This is a genomic window from Halomonas sp. B23F22_20, assembly GCF_043496985.1.
Lineage (GTDB): Bacteria > Pseudomonadota > Gammaproteobacteria > Pseudomonadales > Halomonadaceae > Halomonas.
On record NZ_JBIEKH010000012.1, the window covers coordinates 70792 to 92355 of the forward strand.

The window sequence follows — 21564 nt, forward strand, 5'->3', positions numbered from 1 at the left end:
GGCCACCCAGGCGGGCGGTCATCGGCAGGCCGCGAGGCCCGGCGAAGCCCGCCTGGGGTCAGGCGTCAGCCTCGTGGGCCGCCTTGAGACGGTAGAACTCCTCGACCACGGCATCCATGGCATCCGAGTCGTAGTCGCACAGTCCGCTGACGACCAGCTTCTTGGAGCCGATGCCAACTTCCTCGCCGCCGGCGCGGATACGGAACTCGAGCAATACGTCGCCCCGCTTGCCGGCCACCTCCAGGGAGGCATCGATCAGCTCCAGGCCAGGCTCGATGCCGTCCAGGCGCTCCAGCGAAAAACCCATGCTGTCGTAGATCACCAGCGGGCGCTTGGGGTTGAACATCACGCCCTTGTCTTCCATCAGCGGCTTCAGATAGTGAGGGAAGTTCTTGCCTGAGAAAGCCACATAGCAGCGCGTGAAGGCCTCCACCACCGACTCGTCATGGGTCGTTTGGCCACTACGCTCGACTTCCAGATAGCACTTGCCGCTGTCGTCTCGCACCCGAATGCGACCGTCATCGTCCTCGGTAAAGTCCAGCGGTACACCGGCACCGACCATGCTCAAGAAACGGAACGTCATGTGCCGGGAGAGGCCGAAGTGCGCCAGTACCAGGGCGAAAAGCAGGTCGCCGGGCACGCAGAAGCGCCGCGCATCCGGGTTGTGGATGGGGTTGAAGTCACCGGCGACGCGCTTGGCGAAGCGGCTTGCCTGCTCTGACGAGATGCAGAGACGCGAACCCGCGCGCGAGTGGTAATCATCGAGAAACATGCGTCTGGAGCCTGCCCTGAAGTCGTTGGCGATGCGTAGCTGGTCACGGCCGAAGCCGGAGGAGGCCAGATGATGCCATATATTTGCCTGGTTCGGGCAGCCGATCCTTCCATAGTGCATCGTCGTTAGCGTTGATCCAAGCCCGTGTCCCCCTACCAAAGAGGCAAGCACATCAGAGCCTTGGCTGGGTACGCTGAGAGGTGATTCTTCTCACTCCATCAACCTTGGATGACATTCGCCATGCAGCCCCTAAGCCGCGTCTCACCCAGCTCCCATCACGCCACGCGACGACTCGGTCGCCGCCGTGCGCTCTCCGGACTCGTCCTGGCGACAATCCCCGCCTCGCCGGCCATCGCTGCCACCGGCTCGCTCGACCTGACGCAGTCCTTCGTCGGCGGCCTGGCGGTGGTGATCTTCGTTCTCGCCTATGCGCTGGTCATGGCCGAAGAGAAGATCCATATGCGCAAGTCCAAGCCGGTGCTGGTGGCGGCCGGCATCATCTGGGGATTGATCGGCTGGATCTACGTGCAGTCCGGCATGTCGAGCGAATCCGAGCATGCCTTCCGAATGACGCTGCTCGAGTTCACCGAGCTGATGCTGTTCCTGCTGGTCGCAATGACCTACATCAATGCCATGGACGAGCGTGGCGTCTTCGATGCCCTGCGTGCCTGGATGGTGCGCAAGGGCTTCAGCTACCGAACCCTGTTCTGGATGACCGGCGTGCTGTCGTTCGTGATCTCGCCGGTGGCCGACAACCTGACCACGGCGCTGCTGATGTGTGCCGTGGTCACCAAGGTGGCCGAGGGCGACAAGCGGTTCATCAACCTGGCCTGCATCAACATCGTGGTAGCCGCCAACGCCGGCGGCGCCTTCAGTCCCTTCGGCGACATCACCACCCTGATGGTCTGGCAGGCCGGCATCGTGCATTTCCAGGAATTCTTCGACCTGCTGGTCCCGTCGCTGGTGAACTTCCTGATCCCCGCCGTGGTAATGAGCGCCTTCATCAAGAACCGCGTGCCGGCAGGCCTCGAGGACAACGTCTATCTCAAGCGCGGGGCCCGGCGCATTATCGGGCTGTTCCTGCTCACCGTGACCACCGCCGTGGCCTGCCATACCCTGCTGCACCTGCCGCCGGTGCTGGGCATGATGACCGGCTTGGGCTACCTGCAATTCTTCGGCTACTACCTGCGCCAGACCCTGCCGCGCTCGATCGAGCGCAAGCGCACCCTCTACACTCAGCGCGGCGACTGGAAGATGCTCGAGCAGTTGGGCAGCGTGGTGCCCTTCGACGTCTACAAACGGGTAGCCCGGGCCGAGTGGGACACCCTGCTGTTCTTCTACGGCGTGGTGATGTGCGTGGGAGGCCTGGGCTTCATGGGCTACCTCGCTCTGCTCTCCGATGCCCTCTACTCCGGATGGAACGCCACCGGCGCCAACATCGTGCTGGGCGTCGTCTCGGCGGTAATCGACAACATCCCGGTGATGTTCGCGGTGCTGACCATGGAGCCGGAGATGTCCCACGGCCACTGGCTGCTGATCACCCTGACCGCCGGGGTCGGCGGCAGTCTGCTGTCGGTCGGCTCGGCGGCCGGCGTGGCGGTGATGGGCCAGGCTCGGGGCAGCTACACCTTCATGGGGCACCTGCGCTGGACGCCGGTGATCGCCCTGGGCTATGCCGCCAGCGTGGTCACTCACCTGTGGCTGAACGCCGGCAGCTTCGCCGTCTACAGCTGACGGGCCGGCAGGAGGTCGCCATGCGCATGGCTTTCATTGCCTTCCCGTTATATAGCGAATGAGGGTAAGCTGTGTCGAAACGTACGCTCAATCGCACGCGCCAGCGCGGTCAATGCTTACGTCTCGATAACAATGACGCCCGGACAGGGCCGCAGGGAGATAGCGCTATCGCCCCCTTCCCCATGCCACTGCCGACAGCCCGCCTCAGGCATCACTTCCCGGCTGGCCACCCAGGCCCGGCCGGGAAGCGCGGCAAGCGCAAGCGCCATGTGGAGGCCACCCGATGATGCGGCGGCTGGCCAACGCCCTTTGGCTGGCGGTGCTGATCGGCCTGTCCTCCTGGACCATGGCCGATGAGCCCTCCGTCCTGCTAGTGGCTAATGCCGGCGTCGAGACTCACCACCTGACTCGAGACACTACCCGGGCGCTTTTCGCCATGCGCCAGCGCACCTGGCCCGACGGCCAGGCCGCCCGCATCTTCGTGCTACCCAACCGTCACCCCGTCCATGCCCGATTCGTCAAGCAGCGCCTCTCCGTCTACCCCCACCAACTTCAACTGGCCTGGGACCGAGTGGTGTTCTCGGGCACCGGACAGGCCCCCAATCGCGTCCTCACCCAGGCCGAGATGCTCGAGCAGATCGCCAGCACTCCCGGCGCCCTGGGCTACCTGGAAAGGGAGTATGTGGATGACCGCGTCCAAGTCCTTACGATGGAGTGAGCCGCGCCTCGCCCTGCTCCTGGGCGCGCTGTCGCTGGCCGCCATCCCCCCGGCCTACGGTGAAGAAACCGGCGTTCTGGATACGCTGCAGCTGCATGGATTCCTGAGCCAGGCGCTGGTGATCACCGACGACAATGATTTCTTCGGCCCCAGTAGCGAAGGGGGCGGCAGCCTGAAATTCACCGAGGTAGGCGCCAACGTGTCCTTGCGCCCTCATCAGGACGTGCTGATCGCGGCCCAGGTCTTGAGTCGCCGCGCCGGCGGCGACGCCAGCGATGCCAGCCCCGAGCTGGATTATGGCCTGATCGACTATCAAGTTCTGTCTGACCAGAAGCGCAATATCGGCCTCCAACTGGGACGTTTCAAGAACCCTTTCGGCTTTTACAACCAGACCCGGGACGTGGCCTTCACTCGCCCCAGCATCCTGCTGCCGCAGTCGATCTACTTCGACCGCACTCGGTCGCTGGCCCTGTCGGCCGATGGCGTGCTTGGCTACTACGAGGAACGCCTGTCCCAGGGCACGCTGCGCTTCCAGGCCGGCGTGGGTCGCGTCCAGGCTGGCGACGACCTGCGCCGAACCCTGCGTCTCGATCAAATTCCCGGTGATCTCGAGCCGGAAACCTCGGCCATCGGTCAGGTCCGCTACGAACACGACGGAGGCCGTATCGTCGCGGCCCTGAGTACCGCCGACGTCGGCGCCCATTTCGACTCACGCCAGGCCGGGCTAAGCGATGGCGACTTCTACTTTCGGCCCTGGGTCCTGTCGCTGCAGTACAACGCCGAACTATGGAGCCTCACGGGTGAATATGCGCTGCGCCGGTCGGGACTCGAGGACTTCAACGATCCTCGATTCAACTTCGATACCACCGGCGAGAGCTGGTACCTGCAGTACACCCGTCGCTTCCACGACGACTGGCAGTGGCTGGTGCGCTACGACAGCCTGGTCGCCAACCGCAACGACCGCTCCGGCGAGCAATTCGAGGACAGGAGCGGCAGCCCCGCCTACTCGCAGTTCGCCAAGGACTGGACGTTCGGACTACAGTGGACCCCTCATCCTAGGGTCCTGCTCGCCGGGGAGTATCACCACGTCGACGGTACCGGCTGGCTGCCGGCCCGAGACAACCCGGATCCCGAGGAGACGGTCGAGCAATGGAACATGCTGCTGTTCCAGATGTCGCTGCGCTTCTAGCCACTCTCCGAGCCTGTCGCCAACTTTTTCGTAGGAATCGGAGACATGTCCTTCATCACGCAGTTCAGGAACCGTCGACCGCTGAGCCTGACCTGGCGCGTGATCGCGCTCAGCAGCCTGCTGCTGCTGGTACTGGTGTCGCTGTTCACCTGGCTAGGCCACACCAACCTGACCCGGCAGTTTCAGGACAGTCGCCAACAGCACCATGCTCGTCAGCAACGCGAGGTCCGACTCGCCCTGCAACGCTCCGAGGAGGGGCTGCGCCAGCTCACCAGCCTGGCCGCGGCCGCGCCTGAACTCGGCCCTGCTATGGAGGCCAACGATGAAGACGCCGTGCGCGCCTCTCTGGCCTCCCAATGGCCGACTCTCCAACTCGACTCGGGCATCGACGAGATCCAGGTCTTCGACCGCCGGGGCGACCCCCTGGCGTCATGGGGACAGCGCCAGTCCAGCCCACAGCCCGTTCAGTCCTGGGTCAGACGCGTGCTGAGTACCGAGATGCCGCTCACCACTCTGCGCTGCTCGACCGGCTGCCGGCAGTATGCCGCCGTACCGGTGCTGGTGGATGGCACCAGCGTAGGCCTGGTCATCCTGTCGCGCTCCCTGGCCGACGTCATCCGTCAGGCCAAGTCGGTCTCCGGCAGCGAAATCGCCCTGCTGGTCACCGGGGCAGAGGAGGATGAGATCCCACCGTCGGCACGCAGCCTGCCGGCCTGGGATGGCCAGCTGCTGGCACTGACTCAGGAGGAACGAGGGCTGCCACTGCTGCAGCGGGCCGCCGCGCATACCTCCCTGGAGGGCCTCACCGACGCTCCCCTGGTCCTGCAGTACGGCGACCGCCGGGAAGAGCTCTCGGCCATTCGCGTGGAGGAGAATCGAGACCGCCACAGTACCGGCTATTTCCTGTTGATCTCCGATATCACCGCCCAGCTCCAGGCCATCAATCACGATACCCGTACCCTGCTGGTGGCGGGGGTGGCCGGCTGGCTCGCCGCCGAGCTGCTGCTGCTGGTGATCCTGCTCGGCCCCATGGCACGTCTGCGTCGAGTCGCCGGCGTGCTGCCGGCACTGGCCAGGGGCGGCTTCGCCGAAGCCCGTCGTGCCATTCCCGCATCGACGCGCCGCTGGCCGGATGAGATCGACGTTCTCGAGGGCACCACCATCGAGCTCTCCAAGCAGCTCGAACTGCTCGAGGAAGAGGTCCAGGCCCGGGGCGAACAGCTCGCCGAGCGCGTCGACGAGCTGGCCAAGGAGCGCGACTTCGTCGGCGGGCTGCTCGATACCGCCCGAGTCTTCATCATCGCCCTGGATGGAGCGGGGCGCATCAACCTGGTCAATGCCTATGCCCTGACAGTCCTCAAGGTAGAGGAAGAGACACTGATCGGCCGCCGTTTCGACGATATCTTCACACTGCCCGGCCAATCGCCGGTCGCGGATGCCAGGACGACCGAACAGGAGGAACGTACCCTGCTGACGCCTGAGGGTCAGAGGTACACCATCGCCTGGTATCACGCCCCGCTCCCGGGCGGCGGCGATACCGGGCTGGCCTGGATCTCGGTGGGGCTCGATATCACCGAGCGCAAAGCGGCCGAGGGTCGCCTGACCTGGCTCGCCGAGCGCGACCCACTCACCGAGCTCTACAACCGCCGATACTTCCAGGAAGCCATTCAACGCACCCTGCAGCGAGGCCGCCAGGGCGCGCTGCTGCTGCTGGATCTCGACCAGTTCAAGGAAGTCAACGAGCTCAGCGGTCACCACGCCGGCGACATGCTGCTGCGCCAGGTGGCCGAGGTGCTGCGACTCCACATCGGCCATCGCGGCCACATCGCGCGACTGGGCGGCGACGAGTTCGCGATTCTGCTCGAACATGTCGATGCCGATCAGGCGATTGGTATCGCCCAGCAGTGCAACCAACTGCTCGAGGGCCTGCATTTCAGCGCCGGCGGCCGTCGTCACCGTGTCGTGGCCAGTATCGGTATCGCCCAGTATCCCATTCATGGCGACAATCCTGCCGACCTCCTGGCCAGTGCCGATGTCGCCATGTACAAGGCCAAGGAGCACGGCCCGCAGCGCTGGCACCTGCTGTCGACGCTGGAGAGCGCCAAGAACGAGCTGCAGGAACGCGTCTACTGGGGCGAACGCTTGCGCAAGGCGTTGCAGGAGGAAGGCTTCGCACTGATGGTGCAACCCATCGTGCGACTCGCCGACCAGGACGTGAAGCACTACGAGGTGCTGATCCGCATGCGCGAGGAGGACGGCCGCCTGGTCTCTCCCGCCCACTTCATCCCCGTGGCCGAGCGTAACGGCATGATCGTACAGCTGGACCGCTGGGTGCTGCATCACAGCCTCAAGGCCCTGCGCCGCATCCAGGATCAGGGCATCAGCCTGGCGGTCAACCTGTCGGGGCAGTCGTTGCACGACAAGGGGCTCGAGCAGTTCCTGGCCGATGAGCTGGCCAGCAGCGGCGCCGATCCCCACCACCTGATCCTCGAGATCACGGAAACCGCCGCCATCACCGACTTTTCGACGGCTCGCGGCGTGCTACAGTCGATGCGCGACCTGGGCTGCCGGACCGCTCTCGACGACTTCGGCGTCGGTTTCAGCAGCTTCCACTATCTGGGGCAGCTGCCGGTCGACTACATCAAGATCGATGGCTCCTTCATCCGCAGTCTGGCGCTGAGCGCGGACAGTCGGGTCATCGTCAAGGCCATCGCCGATATCGCCGCCGGATTCGGCAAGCAGGCCATCGCCGAGTTCGTCGACAGCGACAAGGTGATTCCACTACTGAACGCCTATGGCATCGCCTACGGGCAGGGCTTTCATCTCGGCAAACCACAGCCGCTCGCTGTTATCTTCGATGCCGAGCCCTGATTCATGGACCCCAGCTCACGCTCATCGACCCAGGGACGTACCGCCATGACTTCGCCACCTCCGGAAGCATCTCCTCGCAAACTTCGCATCGAGCCCGAGCTCTACACACGCTTTCGTGAAGAATTCATGTTCCGGCTTGCCGGGGACGCAGAGACACAACGCCGCATCTTCCGACTGCGCTACGACATCTACTGCGAGGAACTGGGCTATGAAGCGCCGGCGGACCCCAAGCACCACCTGGAATTCGATGCCTACGACGAACGAGCCATCCTGTGCCTGATCGAGCATAGAAAGAGCGGACTCGCCGCCGGCTGCATGCGTTTGGTGCTCCCCGATACCACCCCCGACGGCCGCAGCTGCCGGCTGCCACTGCAGGAACACGGCGATGACAGCCTCACCCATCCCAATCTGCATCCGGCCCGGCTGTGCCTCGATCACGTCTGCGAGATCTCGCGTCTGGCGATTTCGCCGCTGTTCCGCAAGCACTCGACCATCGACGAGATCGACAGCATCGTCCGTCACCAACAGCCTTTCAGCGCCACGGATCGCGAAACCTTTCCCCTCATCGTCATCGGCCTGTTCCTGGCCACCTACGCCTTGCTGGGGCTGTCGAACCGCCCCCATGCCTTCGCCATGATGGAGCCACGCCTGCCACGCCTGCTGAGGATGTCCGGATTCCACTTCACCCGAGTCGGCGAGACCATCGAGTTCCACGGCAAGCGCAACGCCTTCTACATCGACCAGCGGCGCGTCGAGGAGGAGATGAGCCGCGACCTGATGCCACTTTACCGGCACATCATGGAGACGCTGGCGCCGCAGTTGGAGGGCGCCCTGCCCCGCCAGGCCATCGCGACCTCTTCCTGAACGGGAAGCGACAGGATTGGCCCGGGATGCAGTCTTTCGGGCCAGTCAAGCAGCATGATCGCCAGCACATTGCGGTGCTCGCCATGCGCGAGGTCGGTGCCACCCGACTCCGACGGCACCATGCCAGCCACCGGGTCATAGGCCGCGACCAGGGCGTCACGCAGGCGCCGCAGCGCGGGCGTCTCGTCCCGACCTGCCAGCAGGAAGCTGATGCCCACTTCGATGTAGATGTCTTCCTTGGTGTCGGCGAGGATCCGCCCTACGTTGGCGGCGAAATAGTCCAGAACCCAGGCAAACTCGTCCGCGGACACCGGGCGCTGGTAATAGTCGCTGGCGGCGATCACGAAGTGCGTCATGCCATAGATCTTGTTGCGAAACAGCGCGCGATCGAGGTTCGCATCCCGGGACGGCGGAAAGCGTGCGCGGAAGGCGGCGATGGTCTCGTCGCGCAGGTCCGCCACCCCCAGGTCGTGCAGATAATAGACCAGGTTGGCCACCTGGGCCGCATAGACATCGAGCACATCAGGGTCGGTAAGAAAGGGACGAAAGTCGACCCCGGCCAGATAATCCAGGGCCCGCCGATAACCGGGCAGAGCATCATCATTGAGCAGGCCATGATAGTGCGCCTGGGTCAGATCGAAGGCCAGGCTCTTGGCATAGAGGATCTCTTCCCAGTCGCCGAGCAGGCGCTTGCGACGCCGCTGCTTGGGGGTCCGCTGCGGATAGTGGGCCAGCATATGCCGGGCGCGACGTGACACATGACCGGGCATGGACAGCCCGTCGATCTCGTCGCGCAGCGATTCGACCAGCCGCTCACCGTAGTCCCGGTTCAAGGGCAGGTAGCGTGCCTCACCAGTCATGCGATAGAGCCGTTGGGCATAGTGGCGCTGTTGGCCGCCCGGCAGACCGGGCAAGGCACGCTCATAGGTGGCACGGATCTCGGCGGCCACCGCTTCATCGGCGGGAGGCGTCGGCGGGGCAAGAGCACAGCCGGTCAGCAGGAGTGGCAGCAGCCAACCCAGCAGACAGGCTCGCCATCGAAACAGGCTCACGAGGATCTCCTGCGACGACGCGACCGCTCAGGGGGAATCATCTTGACCCGAACCTTGGGCCGGCGAGGCGGCGGAGGCGGCTCGCCCGTGCCATCAACCTCAGCCGAGGGTGGCGCGGGGCGCGCCACGGTCACCCAGGCGAAGACCGGCAGCGCCAGATGCCAGTGGATGGCCGACAGCCGCAGGGCCAGCGTGGTCGCCAGGGACGCCGCCACCGCGGCCACTACGGGCACCCCCAAGGCCTCGAGGGAGACCAGCACCACCCCTCCGGCGATGGAGGCGGTGGCATAGATCTCCTGGCGCAGCACCATCGGCACCCGCCGGGCCAGCACGTCGCGCACCATGCCGCCGGCCACCCCGGTCAGCAGCCCCATCAGTACCGCCACCACACCGGGTGCCCCCAGGCTCTGGGCCTTGAGGGTGCCGATCACCGTGAACAGCGCCAGGCCGAAGGCATCGGCCACCGGCAGGAAGACCCGTGACAGGCGATGAATGTAATGAAAGCCGAGGATCGCCAGTCCCACGGTGATCAGGATCACCCACAGGTAGGCGGGATCGCTGACCCAGAACACCGGCCGCACGCCGAGCACCAGGTCGCGCAGGGTGCCGCCACCGATACCGGTCACGGCGGCCAGCACCAGCATGCCGAAGGGATCCATCCGCGAGCGACAGGCCAGGATCACCCCCGAAAGCGCGAAGACGATCACCCCCGCCATGTCCAGCCAGTAGACCCACCCTGCCACATCGACTCTCCCTTGCCGTTTTAACCGCCATCATAGCAGGGGCAACCGCAAAACCCCGGATGCCCTGGAGCGGCGCGGCCGTGGCTTTGACGTTCGTCGTAGTGATCCCCGTCTGGGCCGTCACGTCGGGCATAATAACCGGCTAGCTATGTTCGTCTCGGGACCCCGGATGCCATTGATACAGGAAAAACTCGCCTCTCCCCTGCTGCCACTGACGCTGGTCGCCCGCCCTCGTCTCAACGACCACTTCGTGCTTGATGAGCGTGTACGCGTGCTGCTGGTCAAGGCACCGCCGGGCTACGGCAAGAGCACCCTGGTGGCGGAACGACTACCCGCCCTCGAACAGCGGGCCACCTGGCTGTGCCTGGACGCCCGCGATGATAGGCCGGAACGCTTCGCCTCTTATTTCGCCGCCGCTCTGGACCGATTGTGTAGAGAGCATTTGGCAGTTTCACTACCGGCCGTGGACGCTACCCTCTCCCTAGACGCCCAGTTGGAGTCCTGGCTGGCCGAGCTTCCGACCGAGGCCAGCCCATGCCGCTTAGTCCTCGACAACGTCGAACACCTGCACCATCCGGTCATTCTCGACGGTCTCAACTACTGGCTTCGCCACCAGCCACGCTGGCTTACCCTGACGCTCATCTCGACAACCCAACCACCTCTGGGCCTGCCAGGGCTACGGCTTCGCGGCGGACTGGAGGAAATCGGCCCGATGGAGCTGGCCTTCGACTCCGAGGAAGCCCAGACCCTGTGCGATGAACAGCTCAGTTTCCCGCCCACACGCGTCAGCCTCGAACGGGCCCTGCGACTGACCGAAGGCTGGCCAATGGCGCTCAACTGGCTGGTCGAGCGAACCACTACCCGAGCCGGCTTCGATGCCCTGATCGAGCGGCTGTCCGGGGCCCATCCGGACTTCGTCGCCTGGTTCGACGACCTCCTGCAAGATACCCTCGACTCAACCGACCACGAGTTCCTGCTGCAGCTCGGCGTGCTGGAGCGCTTCTCGCCGCAGCTGGTGGCCCGGCTACTGGAGGGAGACCGGGTCACTCAGCGCCTGGCCGCCTTGGATCGAACAGGGCTGTTCCTGCAGCGCATCGATCCCCACGACCAGTGGTGCCGCTTCCATGCCTTGTTCGCCCAGTACCTGCACCATCGTCGCCACGAGCTGAGCCTGGAGGCCCAACGCCGGCTGCATCGCCGCGCCAGCGAGGCCTGGCTGGCCCTGGACGCCCCTGCCCTCGCGCTGTCCCAAGCCATCGAAGCCGACGATCCCGAGGCGCTGACAGCCCTGCTCGAAGCCCAAGGCCCCACGATGCTGGGTCAGGGGCACTTTGCGCTCCTGGCGCGGGCCCTGGCGACGCTCGGTGAGCCGCGTGTCGTCGCCTCGCCACATCTGACCCTGCTCCACGGCTGGGTCTCTCACGCCCAGTACCAGTTCGACCGCACCGCACAGGCCATCGCCTGGATCGAGGCCCAGCTTGACGAGCCGGCCTGGCAAGAGCTCGCCGCCGAATTCGCCACCTTGCGCGCGCAGTTGGCGATCAACCGGGGCGACGCCGAACGAGCCGCACCGTTGGCCGAACAAGCGCTGGCCCTTCCGGCCCGCTACCTGGCCGCCACCCCGGTATCGGCCGGTGCCATCTTCTGCGAGGCACGCTTTGTCCAGGGGCAACTGGAAGACTCGCTATCGCGAATTCGAGTGGTAGAGCAGGACGCTCGGCGTATCGGCGATGATCAGCTGATGCTGTGGGCCCTGTGTCACCATTCGGAAACCCTGGTCGCCCAGGGACGATTGCAGGCGGCCTATGACATCCAGGAGCGCGCTTACGCTCATATCGAGCACTGCGGCCTCGATCGTCTGCCGGTCGCCGAATTCCTGCATCGCATCCGCAGTCAACTGCTGTGGGAATGGCATCGGCTGGACGAGGCCGAACAGGCTGCACTGGACGGCATCGCGGTGCTCGACAATCAGGGGGAAAGCTGGACCCTGCAGTGCCATATCAGCCTGGCCAAGGTGGCCCTGGCACGCGGCGACCAGGCACAGTGCGCCGACCATGTCCGGAGAATCCGCAAGATCCTTGCCGAGGGCCACTACCACATCGACTGGCGGGCCAATGCCCACGCCACTCTGCTGACATGGTGGCAGGCCAACGACGACCGCGACGCCGTGGCCCGCTGGCTGCAGGAGGCGCCAACCGCCGAGCCCGCGACCGCCAGCAACCACTTCGCCCAGGCCAACGTCCGCAATCATGCCCGCGCGCTGATGCTGCTCGAGCGACCGGACGAGGCTCGGCCCCTGCTGGAGGCGCTTGAAGCGCAAACCGAGCGCTTCGGCCTGGTGACCGACGCCAATCGCAACCGACTATGCCTGGCAGCACTGGAGTGGCAATGCAGCCACGAGGAAGCGGCGCTGGATCATCTGGCGAGCGCTCTGGAGCTGGCCTCGCGCACGGGGCTCATCGGCAGCTTCCTGCGTCTGGGCCACCCCCTCACCGCCATGCTCGTGCGGCTGCTCGAGCACCACGAGCTAGATGAGCTGGCGCGGCGTCGCGCCGAGCGACTGATCGAACTGGCCGGCCGCCAGCGCGACTTCGGCCGCGCCGTGCGACTGATACTCGACGAGGCGGTGATCGCCGATATCGTCGCCCGTCCCGACGTCCCCGAGTTGATCCGCACTTCGCCGCTGACCCGCCGGGAATGGCAGATCCTGGGGCTGATCCATGCGGGGCTGTCCAACGAGCAGATCGCCGAGCAGCTCTCGGTGGCACCGACCACCGTCAAGACACACATCCGAAGCCTCTACCAGAAACAGAACATTCGCCGTCGCGAAGAGGCCATCGCCCTGGCCGGCGACCTGCTGGCCCGCATAGAGGGGGAGTAGGCGCCGGCCCGCCTGCCCACTCCTCCCCCCGACTACGCCCATCCTCCTCTTGAAGGGAGGATGTCTCCCGCTGCCCCCGCCGCCACCATGAGCCTGACGCTATTCCCCGCGGGTGCGGCCCAACGCCGACGCCTGCGCATGTCCACGACGAGAACCCGGCTCATGATCACAGAAACTCCCCAGTACCTCGGCCGTCAGGGCGCCGACTGGTGGCGCGGCGCAGTCATCTATCAGATCTACCCCCGCAGCTTTCAGGACGCCAACGGCGACGGCATCGGTGACCTCCAGGGCGTGATCGACAGGCTCGATTACATTGCCTCGCTCAACGTCGATGCCATCTGGCTGTCGCCTTTCTTCACCTCACCGATGAAGGACTTCGGCTACGACGTCAGCGACTACCGCGGCGTCGACCCCATGTTCGGCACCCTCGAGGACTTCGACCGCCTGGTCGAGGCCGCCCATGCCCGCGGCCTCAAGGTCACCATCGACCAGGTGCTCTCCCATACCTCCGACCAGCACCCCTGGTTCCGGGCAAGCCGACAGAGTCGTGACAATCCGAAAGCCGACTGGTACGTGTGGGCCGACCCCAAGCCCGACGGCGCCCCACCCACCAACTGGCAGGCGATCTTCGGCGGCAGCGCCTGGCAGTGGGATACCCGGCGTTGCCAGTACTATCTGCACAACTTCCTGATCGAGCAACCGGACCTCAACTTCCGCAATCCGGAAGTGGTCGAGGCCATCCTCGGCGAGGTGCGTTTCTGGCTGGAACGCGGCGTCGACGGTTTCCGCCTGGACGCGATCAACTTCTGCACCCATGGCGAGCTGAAGGACAACCCGCCACGGGACGACGTCGCCGAGGGTTTCATCGGCGTACGCCCCGATAACCCCTACGGCTATCAGCGCCACCTTTACGACAAGACCCAGTCGGAGAATCTGGTCTTCCTGGAGAAACTGCGTGCGCTGCTCGACGAGTATCCCGGCACCACCAGCGTCGGCGAGGTCGGCGACGACGACTCGCTTGGCGTGATGGCCGCCTACACCCAAGGCGGTAACCGCCTGCACATGGCCTACTCCTTCGACCTGCTCGGTGAGCGCCATGATCCGACCTTCCTGCACGACACGCTCACCGCCATGGAAGCGCGCATCGGCGATGGCTGGCCATGCTGGGCGCTTGGCAACCACGACGTCACCCGCCTGGCCACCCGCTGGGGGGCCGAAGGCAACGCCGCGGCGCTGCGGCTGTACATGGCCTTCCTGCTCACTCAACGCGGCAGCGTCTGCCTGTACCAGGGCGAGGAACTGGGCCTGACCGAAGCCGAGCTGACCTTCGATCAACTGGTCGACCCCGCCGGCATCACCTTCTGGCCGGCCTACAAGGGTCGCGACGGCTGCCGCACGCCCCTGCCGTGGCAGGCCGATGCGCTCAACGGCGGCTTCTCCCCGACCACGCCCTGGCTGCCGGTGTCGGACGAGCACCTCGACCTGGCCGTGGACCGGCAGGACAGCGACCCACAATCGCTGCTCAACGCCATCCGCGACCTGCTGGCCTTCCGCCGCGAGCACCCGGCGCTGGTCAAGGGCGAGGTCCGTTACCACCCGGTACGCGACGAGGTGCTGTGCCTCGAACGCACCTACCGCGACCAGCGGCTGCTGGTAGCACTGAATTTCGCCGACACTCCCCGCGAGCTGCCGGCCCCGCGTGCCGCCCGAAACCTCGCCAACGCACCGACCCTGGTCAACGGCCGCTGGCAGGCCGGCACTCTTGAGCTGCCGGCCTACGGCATCGCCATCGCCCGCTGCACCACCGATTCGGAGGAAGCCTCATGGGACGACTGACACTCGAAGGCATCGGCAAGGACTATGACGGCGTCGAGATCTCGCGCGACATCGACCTGACCATCGACGACGGCGAGTTCGTGGTGTTTGTCGGCCCCTCGGGCTGCGGCAAGTCGACCCTGCTGCGCATGGTCGCCGGGCTCGAGGACATCACCCGCGGCGAGATGTGCCTGGACGGCGAGCGGATCAACGAGATCCCGCCCCAGGAGCGCGACATCGGCATGGTCTTCCAGTCCTATGCGCTCTACCCGCACATGACGGTGGCAGAGAACATGGCCTTCGGCCTCAAGCTGGCGCGCACCGACAAGGGAGAGATCCGCCGCCGCGTCGAGCACGCCGCCGACATCCTGCAGCTCACCCCGCTGCTCAAGCGCAAGCCCAAGGACCTCTCCGGCGGCCAGCGCCAGCGGGTGGCGATCGGCCGCACCCTGGTCAAGGAGCCGGCGGTGTTCCTGTTCGACGAGCCGCTGTCCAACCTCGATGCCTCGCTGCGGGTCGAGATGCGGGTGCAGATCGCCGAGCTGCACAAGCGCCTGGGCGCCACCATGATCTACGTCACCCACGACCAGGTCGAGGCCATGACGCTGGCCGACCGCATCGTGCTGCTCTCGGGTGGGCGCATCGCCCAGGTCGGTGCGCCGCTGTCGCTCTACCATTTCCCGCAGTCTCTCGAAGTGGCCGAGTTCATCGGCTCGCCGCGCATCAATACCTTGCCGGTGACGGTGGTCGATCCGGGCCCGCGGCGCACGGGAGTGCGCCTGCCCTCCGGCGAGACGCTCGCCGTGGCAGTGGACGGACGCGGCCTGGCGGCGGGCGAGACCGCCACCCTGGGGATTCGTGCCGAGGACTTCGTCACTCCGGACCTGGGCGAATCGCGACTGACGGCGCAGCTGATGGTGGCCGAGAAGCTCGGCTACGAGACACTCGCCCACCTACGAGTGGAGGGGGTCGAAGGCACGATTACCCAGCGTCTCGACGGTCTGGCGCATCTTGAGGAACATCAGGTCGTCACCCTGGGGCTGGCCGGCGACCACTGCCACCTGTTCGCGTCGGACGGTACGGCCTGCCCACGCCAGGTGGAAATCCCCGGCATCGTCGCCTGAACGCCCCTGGAACCTGGCGGTCCCGGATGTTCCAGGGCCGCCAGGCGTCCGCCGCTAGCGGAAGGAAAACCCGGGCGGATACTGGTGGTAACCATCGAAGTCCGCCTTGCCCAGCGGGACGCCGGCCGCCCTGGCGATCGCATAGACCATCGACAGATGAAAGAAGAAGTTCGGCAGGGCAAAGGCGTGAACGTATTCGTCCATGGGCAAGGAGATGGCGGCGTCACCCGCCGTATCCTGCCCTATGGGCAAGGCACGCGGCTCTCCCGGAATGACGAGGGACACGATGTACTCCCGACTGCGGCGAAGCTGCTCCTCCAGACCCACGTAGGTATCATCGGTATCGTCGAAGCTGACCACCGGGACCGCCGCCAACTGACAGCAGGCCCGGAGTGCAAAGTTCGCGGTGATCCGTGCCTGGGTCAGCAACGGGAACATGTCCGGCGCCAGGCTAGCATGGAGCACACCGCCGCCCTGCGTATCATGACGCTCGATCGTCCCCATGAGCCTGGACAGCCGTTCCAGGTAGCGCACGAACAGGTCTCGCGGCAACATTTCTCTCTCCTTCGTGTTCAAGGGCGTGCTCCGCCCCAGAGGCCCATGCTTGCCGGCGCAGCGGTCATCAGCGTCGCTCCAGCTGTTGTGCCAACCAGCGTCGAGTGCCCGTTTCACCGGCCAGCTCGGCTCGCTCGGCCAGCGACATCGCCAGATCCAGGTCACCGGCCGCCAGGGCGGCTCGGATGGTACGCCGCCAGTCCAGCGGCGCCGGCGTCGGTTGCCCGTGGGGCACCGTATCGGCCGTCTTCGCCATCCCGGCGTCCGCGGGGGGCGACACAGGCGCCGGCTCATCGCCTCCGCCTGCCATCAGTGGCGCCAACAGACCGGCCGTCTCGCCGATGGGGTGGACCCGCAGCGTCACCTCGCCCCTGGCCCTGTGAACGGCCAGCGGATTGAGCACCGCCGGCTCGGCCAGGTGGCGGGCCCGGGCCAAGGCCCGCGCAGGATGCAGCAGCTCGGTCTCGGCGGACAGCGCCGCCTCGGTCGTCAACACGACCAGGCGATCGGCATCGCTCGAGGGCATCACATCGAGACTCAGCGTCAGGCGATCGCCCTTCAGCCCTTGAGCGGGACGGTAGGTGAACTCCTGCCAGTCATGGCGACGACGAATGCGCCCGGCCTCGTCGAGGATCAGCAGCGTCGGCGCAAACAACGCGGGCTGGCCCCGGACGTCTCGCTGTACGGCACTCACCAGCTCGAGTCGCAGCGGACCTGAGCTGCGGGGCAATCGCAGCGCCCGGAAAGCACTCACGCCGGTATCGAAGCGATGAACCGGTGCCATGGGACCGAACTCGAGTTCCTGCGAGCCGCGGGTGGACAGGTCCATCAGGGGCAGGTCGGCGAGTTCCGCACAACAGTCGCTTGCGCGATCGAGCCATTCAGCATCGGCGGGCATGGAGGATGGCGATGTCGAGGTAGCACAGCCGCTCAGCCAGAGCGTTCCCAGCGCCACCGCCACCAGGGTCTTTGCCGGAATCATGAAGAAGCCTCCTGTCACGGCGACCAGAAAAAATGCCGACCCCGCCTCGGGCGGTGTCGGCCAAGTATCAGCAGGCATTGCTGACATCACGATCTTGCTTACCACCAGGCCTCGACCTGCAGGCCGACGGTGACACCATCGTCCTCGCCCATGTCGATGGACTCGCTGGCCGCGTTGTAGACATCACCATCCCAGTTCGCATAGGTAGCGAAGGCACGCAGCACCGGGCGGGCAAAGGCACCGCGGCCCGCCGACCATTGCTGGGCCAGCGTCAGCTTGGTCAGATCGACCGTGTCCAGATCGCCCTGCTGGGGATCGATCCGATCGTAGCCAAGCTCCAGCGCCGTACTCTGGGTATCGCTCCAGTAATAGGTCGGGCGGATACCGGAAGACATCCAGGTCTGTCCCTGGCCGTTGTCGAGGTCACGATCCTCATAGATGGCCGCGTACAGCATGTCGACATTGGGCGAGAGCTCGACGAGGCCGTGATCGATCACTCGTACCATGCTGCCCTCGGGCGTGGCCGACGCCGTGGTGGGACGACCGGCGCTGCCGATGATGCCGTCGGTGGCATATTGGAAGACCAGCTTGTTGAAACCGCCGAACCAGTCCCCCTGAGTGTGTTCGAGGGTCAGCATGTGTCCCTTTTCAGGATCGATACCGGCTCGATCCTGGGCCTCGGTCAGTGTTGCGGCGCCATAGTCGTAACCGATCTCGAGGCTACCGCCCGGATTGGTGGCGATTCCCGCCAGGCGTACGTCGAAGGTATTGTTGGCCAGATTCTGGCTGGCGTCGGGAAACTCGGAGTCGGTGCTGGTGTTGCGCAACCAGGCCAGGCTCAGCTTGGCAAATCCCAGGTCGACGTTCTCTATGCCACCACCGGGACCGGAAAGATCCCAGTAGTAGAAGTCATTCATGTGGATGTCGTGACGCTGGTAGAACCGCTTGCCGGCCCACAGCGTGGCTTCGGGAAGCGACTCGATGACCCCCTTGGCCTGGACGTTGAGCTGGCGCAGGGCGATGGTGTTGCCATCGTCGCTCGCGCCATCCAGGGATTCGAAGTCGTTGGCCTGTTCGTTGACGTAGGCCACCAGGCTGTCGAAATAGAACGACTTTCCATCTTCCTCGTAGAGCGTCGAGCCGAGCCCCAGTTCGGCGTAGGTCTCGCACTCATTGCCGAGGCGATACTTGGCCGGTGCCCCGGCCGCCTGGAAGCAAGCCTGATCGCCGCCGCCACTGGTCGAGCCGATGCCGGAACGGGCATAGCCATGGAAATCGACGTCGGCTGCCTGTGCCGCTGTCGTGCCCAGAACCATGGCGGCCGCCGCCATGGAGAGCCGAAATGACGTGTGATGCGAGAGACGCATGATGATCCCCTTGTTGTTGTCTCGTTCCCATCCCCAGACCATCGTTTGGCCCCGGGGGCGTGCATGAAGTCAGCGCCGCTGGCGCTGCAGCCACTTTCGCCCGGATGCCATCTGCCTTGACCCTCCCCACGCCCCCGAGCGAGGGAGGGGACGAGGGGCGTAGGGAAGGGGGATGTCGGGTGTAAGCCTTTGGTGGAAAGTCATGCGAGACCGGTGATCGGCGACAGCGCGAGACCATCCCACGGCCGGTGCCGGCATCGACCGACACGTGTCTGTGGCGGGATAAGCGAAAAAAACCCGGCACATGGCCGGGGAAGCGAGCGTTACGGGGCAAGCAAGGAGCGATGGGGAAAGAGCGATGGAGAACGGGGGACTCAGCCCTTTACCCCCCCCGAGGTGAGGCCACCTACGATCCAGCGCTGGCAGAGCAGGAAGACCAGGGTGATGGGTAACCCCGAGAGCACCGCCGCGGCGGCGAAGTCGCCCCAGCGCTGATTGTGGTCGGCGAGGTACTGCTGGGCGCCCACGGCAAGCGTCAGCTTGTCCTCGTCGAGCAGCAGCACCGAGGCCATGGGGTACTCCATGATCGACATGATGAAGGCAAGGATGAACACCACCATCAGGATCGGCACCGACAGCGGTAGCAGGATGTGGTAGAAGGCCTGCCAGGTGCTGGCGCCGTCGACCACCGCCGCCTCCTCCAGGGAGCCGTCGATGGACTCGAAGTAGCCCTTGATGGTCCATATGTGCAGTGCTACCGCGCCCAGCGAAGCGAGGATCAACGCACCGTGGGTGTTGATACCCAGCCAGGGCACCAGTTGCCCGAGGCGGTCGAACAGCGCATAGAGCGCCACCAGCGACAGCACCGCCGGGAACATCTGGAAGATCAGCATGCCCTTGAGGATCGGCGCCTTGCCCTTGAAGCGCATGCGCGCGAAGGCGTAGGCGCTGGTAGTGGAGAGCGCGAGGATCATCAGCGATGACACCAGCGCCACCTTGATCGAGTTCCACAGCCACAGCAGCACGGGGAACGGCGGCTGGACGATGCTGCCGTCGGCACGCTCCCAGGGGATGCCGAATGCCAGCGCCCAGTGCTCCAGAGAGAAACGCTCGGGAATCAGGCTGCCGGTGGCGAAGTTGCCCTCACGGAAGGAAATCGAGATCACCAGCAGCAGCGGAAACACCACCAGGCTGACGAAGCCCAACAGGGCGAGGTGAGCGCCCAGCTTGCGGGCGCGGATCGTACGGGGTTGAACCATGGCCATGATGAAGCTCCTCAGACCTTGACCTTGGAAAGCCGCAGATTGAGCAATGACAGCCCCACCACCAGCAGGAAGATCAGGGTGGCGATGGCCGCCGCCAGGCCGAAGTTCTGGCCGGCATCCTGGAAGGCGATGCGGTAGGTGTAGCTGACCAGCAGGTCGGTGGTGCCCGCCGGGGTGCTGGCGCCGAGGATGCCCGGCTTGCCGCCGGTGAGCAGGGCGATCAGCACGAAGTTATTGAAGTTGAAGGCGAAGGCGGCGATCAGCAGCGGCGTCAGCGGCTTGAGGATCAGCGGCAGCGTGATCCTGAACATGTTGGTCAGCGGCCCGCCGCCGTCCACCGCCGAGGCTTCGAAGAGGTCACGGGGGATAGACTGGATCAGCCCCATGCACAGCAGCAGCATGTACGGATAGCCCAGCCAGGTGTTGACCACCAGCAGCATGGTGCGCGCCAGCGCCGGGTCGGTGAACCAGTCGGGGCTAATGCCGAAGACATTCTCGAGGATCAGATTGATCTCACCGTAGTGCTGGTTGAACATCCCCTTGAAGATCAGGATCGAGATGAAGGCCGGCACCGCATAGGGCAGGATCAACAGGGTGCGGTAGATGGCCTTGCCGCGCAGCTGCTCCCACTGCAGCAGCGACGCCAGCACGAAGCCCACCGCCAGGGTGAACGCCACCGTCAGCCCGGCGAAGACGAAGGTCCAGACGAATATCTGCAGGAAGGGCCCGCGGATGTCGGGGTCGGTGAAGATCTTGGCGTAGTTGTCGAGGCCCACCGCCACCGGCCAGCCGGGGGTCAGGCGCTCGCCATCTTCTGTGACGAAGAAACCTGTCTCGCGGTCGGGCGTCAGGGTAGTGCCGTCGCGCAGGTCGGTGAGGCTGCCATCGGAATTCGACTCGAAGCGCGGCAGCATCGGTGCGAAGCGACGCAGGCCGGCCATACGCAGCTCCGTGCCGTCAGGCGTCACCAGGGTCAGGCCCTCGAGGACATCACGCCGGGCGATCACTTCGCGCAAGCCCAGCGCCTCGCCGGCCGGTGCCGCCTCGACCGGACGCACCGCCAACGGCTCCCCGTCGCCAGCCTCGGCCAGCGGCACCGAGGCCAGGCGCCGAGCCCCTTCCAGCCCGGCTCCCGGAGTCTCGAGGTAGAGCCGCACCTGACCGCCATCCTGGTACAGCCGGAAGTCGAAGGCCTGGCCCTCGGCCTGGTAGGTCTGCTCGAGGAACTGAGCGCGAACCCGCTCCTCGCTGAGCAGGTTGCTCGAGCTGTAGTTGCTGAAGCTGATGCCGAAGGTATAGAGCAACGGGAAGATCACGAACACGCCCATCCCGGCCAGCGCCGGGAAGATGTAGCGGTGGCTCATCAGCTGGCGCTTGCCGAAGACGATCGCCAACGAGGCGCCCAGCACCAGGAACAGCAGCGCGAACATCCACTGGCCGCGCAGGTGGAAGGCCACCACCAGCCACAGGGTGGCAAGCACCAGCGCCACCGTCAGGGCGCGCAGGGCCCAGCGGGTGTAGCGCTCAGTGGGGTAGCGGGAACGATGGCGCGGCAGGCCGCGCGACGCATTGGTCGTGTACATGGCGAGTCCCTCCCCGGGCCATCGACCGTGCCTCAGCGGCACGGCCGGC

At 65.6% G+C, this 21564-nt stretch carries 16 protein-coding genes; 8 read left to right on the top strand and 8 right to left on the bottom strand.

Annotated features, from left to right (window positions below):
• Window positions 1–58: 58 nt before the first annotated feature.
• Window positions 59–772 carry a DUF3581 family protein gene (locus ACGTN6_RS11710; protein WP_394591715.1) on the bottom strand — a complete coding sequence of 238 codons (714 nt, stop codon included), beginning with the start codon at window positions 770–772 and terminating at the stop codon, window positions 59–61.
• Between the two features lie 240 nt (window positions 773–1012).
• Here ACGTN6_RS11710 and nhaD point away from each other — a divergent pair, with 240 nt between their 5' ends.
• The 5 genes from nhaD (at window position 1013) to ACGTN6_RS11735 (ending at window position 8148) form a co-directional block, all read left to right on the top strand.
• Window positions 1013–2506: a sodium:proton antiporter NhaD gene (gene nhaD / locus ACGTN6_RS11715; RefSeq protein WP_394591716.1), complete on the top strand. Its 1494-nt coding sequence runs from the start codon at window positions 1013–1015 to the stop codon at window positions 2504–2506.
• 283 nt (window positions 2507–2789) lie between these two features.
• On the top strand, window positions 2790–3224 hold the full coding sequence (locus ACGTN6_RS11720; RefSeq protein WP_394591717.1) for a hypothetical protein: 435 nt from the start codon (window positions 2790–2792) through the stop codon (window positions 3222–3224).
• On the top strand, window positions 3193–4413 hold the full coding sequence (locus ACGTN6_RS11725) for a hypothetical protein (RefSeq protein ID WP_394591718.1): 1221 nt from the start codon (window positions 3193–3195) through the stop codon (window positions 4411–4413). Before ACGTN6_RS11720 ends, ACGTN6_RS11725 begins: the two co-directional genes overlap by 32 nt.
• A gap of 45 nt (window positions 4414–4458) precedes the next feature.
• On the top strand, window positions 4459–7284 hold the full coding sequence (locus ACGTN6_RS11730) for a bifunctional diguanylate cyclase/phosphodiesterase (RefSeq protein ID WP_394591719.1): 2826 nt from the start codon (window positions 4459–4461) through the stop codon (window positions 7282–7284).
• A gap of 45 nt (window positions 7285–7329) precedes the next feature.
• The gene (locus ACGTN6_RS11735; protein WP_394591720.1) at window positions 7330–8148 is read left to right on the top strand and encodes a PEP-CTERM/exosortase system-associated acyltransferase; all 819 of its coding nucleotides are present in this window, start codon (window positions 7330–7332) and stop codon (window positions 8146–8148) included.
• Here ACGTN6_RS11735 and ACGTN6_RS11740 read toward each other — a convergent pair.
• Complete coding sequence (locus tag ACGTN6_RS11740; protein WP_394591721.1) at window positions 8070–9200, bottom strand: DUF3541 domain-containing protein; 1131 nt, start codon at window positions 9198–9200, stop codon at window positions 8070–8072. The two genes, ACGTN6_RS11735 and ACGTN6_RS11740, sit on opposite strands and share 79 nt — an antisense overlap.
• Window positions 9197–9943 (bottom strand): trimeric intracellular cation channel family protein, encoded by a 747-nt coding sequence (locus ACGTN6_RS11745; protein ID WP_394591722.1) that lies wholly within the window; start codon window positions 9941–9943, stop codon window positions 9197–9199. Before ACGTN6_RS11745 ends, ACGTN6_RS11740 begins: the two co-directional genes overlap by 4 nt.
• 169 nt (window positions 9944–10112) lie before the next feature.
• On the opposite strand from ACGTN6_RS11745, the gene malT reads away from it, so the two are divergent.
• From malT to ugpC, 3 genes are all read left to right on the top strand, one after another.
• Complete coding sequence (gene malT, locus ACGTN6_RS11750) at window positions 10113–12824, top strand: HTH-type transcriptional regulator MalT (RefSeq protein ID WP_394591723.1); 2712 nt, start codon at window positions 10113–10115, stop codon at window positions 12822–12824.
• Window positions 12825–12986: 162 nt separating this feature from the next.
• On the top strand, window positions 12987–14660 hold the full coding sequence (locus ACGTN6_RS11755) for an alpha-amylase family glycosyl hydrolase (protein ID WP_394591724.1): 1674 nt from the start codon (window positions 12987–12989) through the stop codon (window positions 14658–14660).
• Window positions 14648–15763: a sn-glycerol-3-phosphate ABC transporter ATP-binding protein UgpC gene (gene ugpC / locus ACGTN6_RS11760; protein ID WP_394591725.1), complete on the top strand. Its 1116-nt coding sequence runs from the start codon at window positions 14648–14650 to the stop codon at window positions 15761–15763. The genes ACGTN6_RS11755 and ugpC overlap by 13 nt, the downstream gene beginning before the upstream one ends.
• Window positions 15764–15817: 54 nt before the next feature.
• Here ugpC and ACGTN6_RS11765 read toward each other — a convergent pair whose 3' ends face one another.
• The 5 genes from ACGTN6_RS11765 to malF all read right to left on the bottom strand — a co-directional run bounded on the left by ACGTN6_RS11765 (window position 15818) and on the right by malF (window position 21515).
• A complete protein-coding gene (locus ACGTN6_RS11765) occupies window positions 15818–16318 on the bottom strand; it encodes a DUF1993 family protein (RefSeq protein WP_394591726.1) in 501 nt (166 codons plus the stop codon).
• Between the two features lie 67 nt (window positions 16319–16385).
• Window positions 16386–17300, bottom strand: coding sequence for a MalM family protein (locus ACGTN6_RS11770; RefSeq protein ID WP_394591727.1), 915 nt, complete (start codon window positions 17298–17300; stop codon window positions 16386–16388).
• 98 nt (window positions 17301–17398) lie between these two features.
• Complete coding sequence (locus ACGTN6_RS11775) at window positions 17399–18667, bottom strand: maltoporin (RefSeq protein WP_394591728.1); 1269 nt, start codon at window positions 18665–18667, stop codon at window positions 17399–17401.
• 374 nt (window positions 18668–19041) lie between these two features.
• The gene (malG, locus tag ACGTN6_RS11780; RefSeq protein ID WP_394591729.1) at window positions 19042–19932 is read right to left on the bottom strand and encodes a maltose ABC transporter permease MalG; all 891 of its coding nucleotides are present in this window, start codon (window positions 19930–19932) and stop codon (window positions 19042–19044) included.
• Window positions 19933–19943: 11 nt separating this feature from the next.
• On the bottom strand, window positions 19944–21515 hold the full coding sequence (gene malF, locus ACGTN6_RS11785) for a maltose ABC transporter permease MalF (protein ID WP_394591730.1): 1572 nt from the start codon (window positions 21513–21515) through the stop codon (window positions 19944–19946).
• Between the last annotated feature and the right edge of the window lie 49 nt (window positions 21516–21564).

What these genes read in the sequence shown, in the direction of transcription:
- ACGTN6_RS11725 (WP_394591718.1), top strand. Translation starts at nt 3,193, where the DNA reads ATGACCGCGTCCAAGTCCTTACGATGGAGTGAGCCGCGCCTCGCCCTG.
- nhaD (WP_394591716.1), top strand. Translation starts at nt 1,013, where the DNA reads ATGCAGCCCCTAAGCCGCGTCTCACCCAGCTCCCATCACGCCACGCGA.
- ACGTN6_RS11735 (WP_394591720.1), top strand. Translation starts at nt 7,330, where the DNA reads ATGACTTCGCCACCTCCGGAAGCATCTCCTCGCAAACTTCGCATCGAG.
- malT (WP_394591723.1), top strand. Translation starts at nt 10,113, where the DNA reads ATGCCATTGATACAGGAAAAACTCGCCTCTCCCCTGCTGCCACTGACG.
- ACGTN6_RS11755 (WP_394591724.1), top strand. Translation starts at nt 12,987, where the DNA reads ATGATCACAGAAACTCCCCAGTACCTCGGCCGTCAGGGCGCCGACTGG.
- ACGTN6_RS11770 (WP_394591727.1), bottom strand. Translation starts at nt 17,300, where the DNA reads ATGATTCCGGCAAAGACCCTGGTGGCGGTGGCGCTGGGAACGCTCTGG.
- ACGTN6_RS11710 (WP_394591715.1), bottom strand. Translation starts at nt 772, where the DNA reads ATGTTTCTCGATGATTACCACTCGCGCGCGGGTTCGCGTCTCTGCATC.
- ugpC (WP_394591725.1), top strand. Translation starts at nt 14,648, where the DNA reads ATGGGACGACTGACACTCGAAGGCATCGGCAAGGACTATGACGGCGTC.
- malG (WP_394591729.1), bottom strand. Translation starts at nt 19,932, where the DNA reads ATGGCCATGGTTCAACCCCGTACGATCCGCGCCCGCAAGCTGGGCGCT.
- ACGTN6_RS11730 (WP_394591719.1), top strand. Translation starts at nt 4,459, where the DNA reads ATGTCCTTCATCACGCAGTTCAGGAACCGTCGACCGCTGAGCCTGACC.
- ACGTN6_RS11765 (WP_394591726.1), bottom strand. Translation starts at nt 16,318, where the DNA reads ATGTTGCCGCGAGACCTGTTCGTGCGCTACCTGGAACGGCTGTCCAGG.
- ACGTN6_RS11775 (WP_394591728.1), bottom strand. Translation starts at nt 18,667, where the DNA reads ATGCGTCTCTCGCATCACACGTCATTTCGGCTCTCCATGGCGGCGGCC.
- malF (WP_394591730.1), bottom strand. Translation starts at nt 21,515, where the DNA reads ATGTACACGACCAATGCGTCGCGCGGCCTGCCGCGCCATCGTTCCCGC.
- ACGTN6_RS11720 (WP_394591717.1), top strand. Translation starts at nt 2,790, where the DNA reads ATGATGCGGCGGCTGGCCAACGCCCTTTGGCTGGCGGTGCTGATCGGC.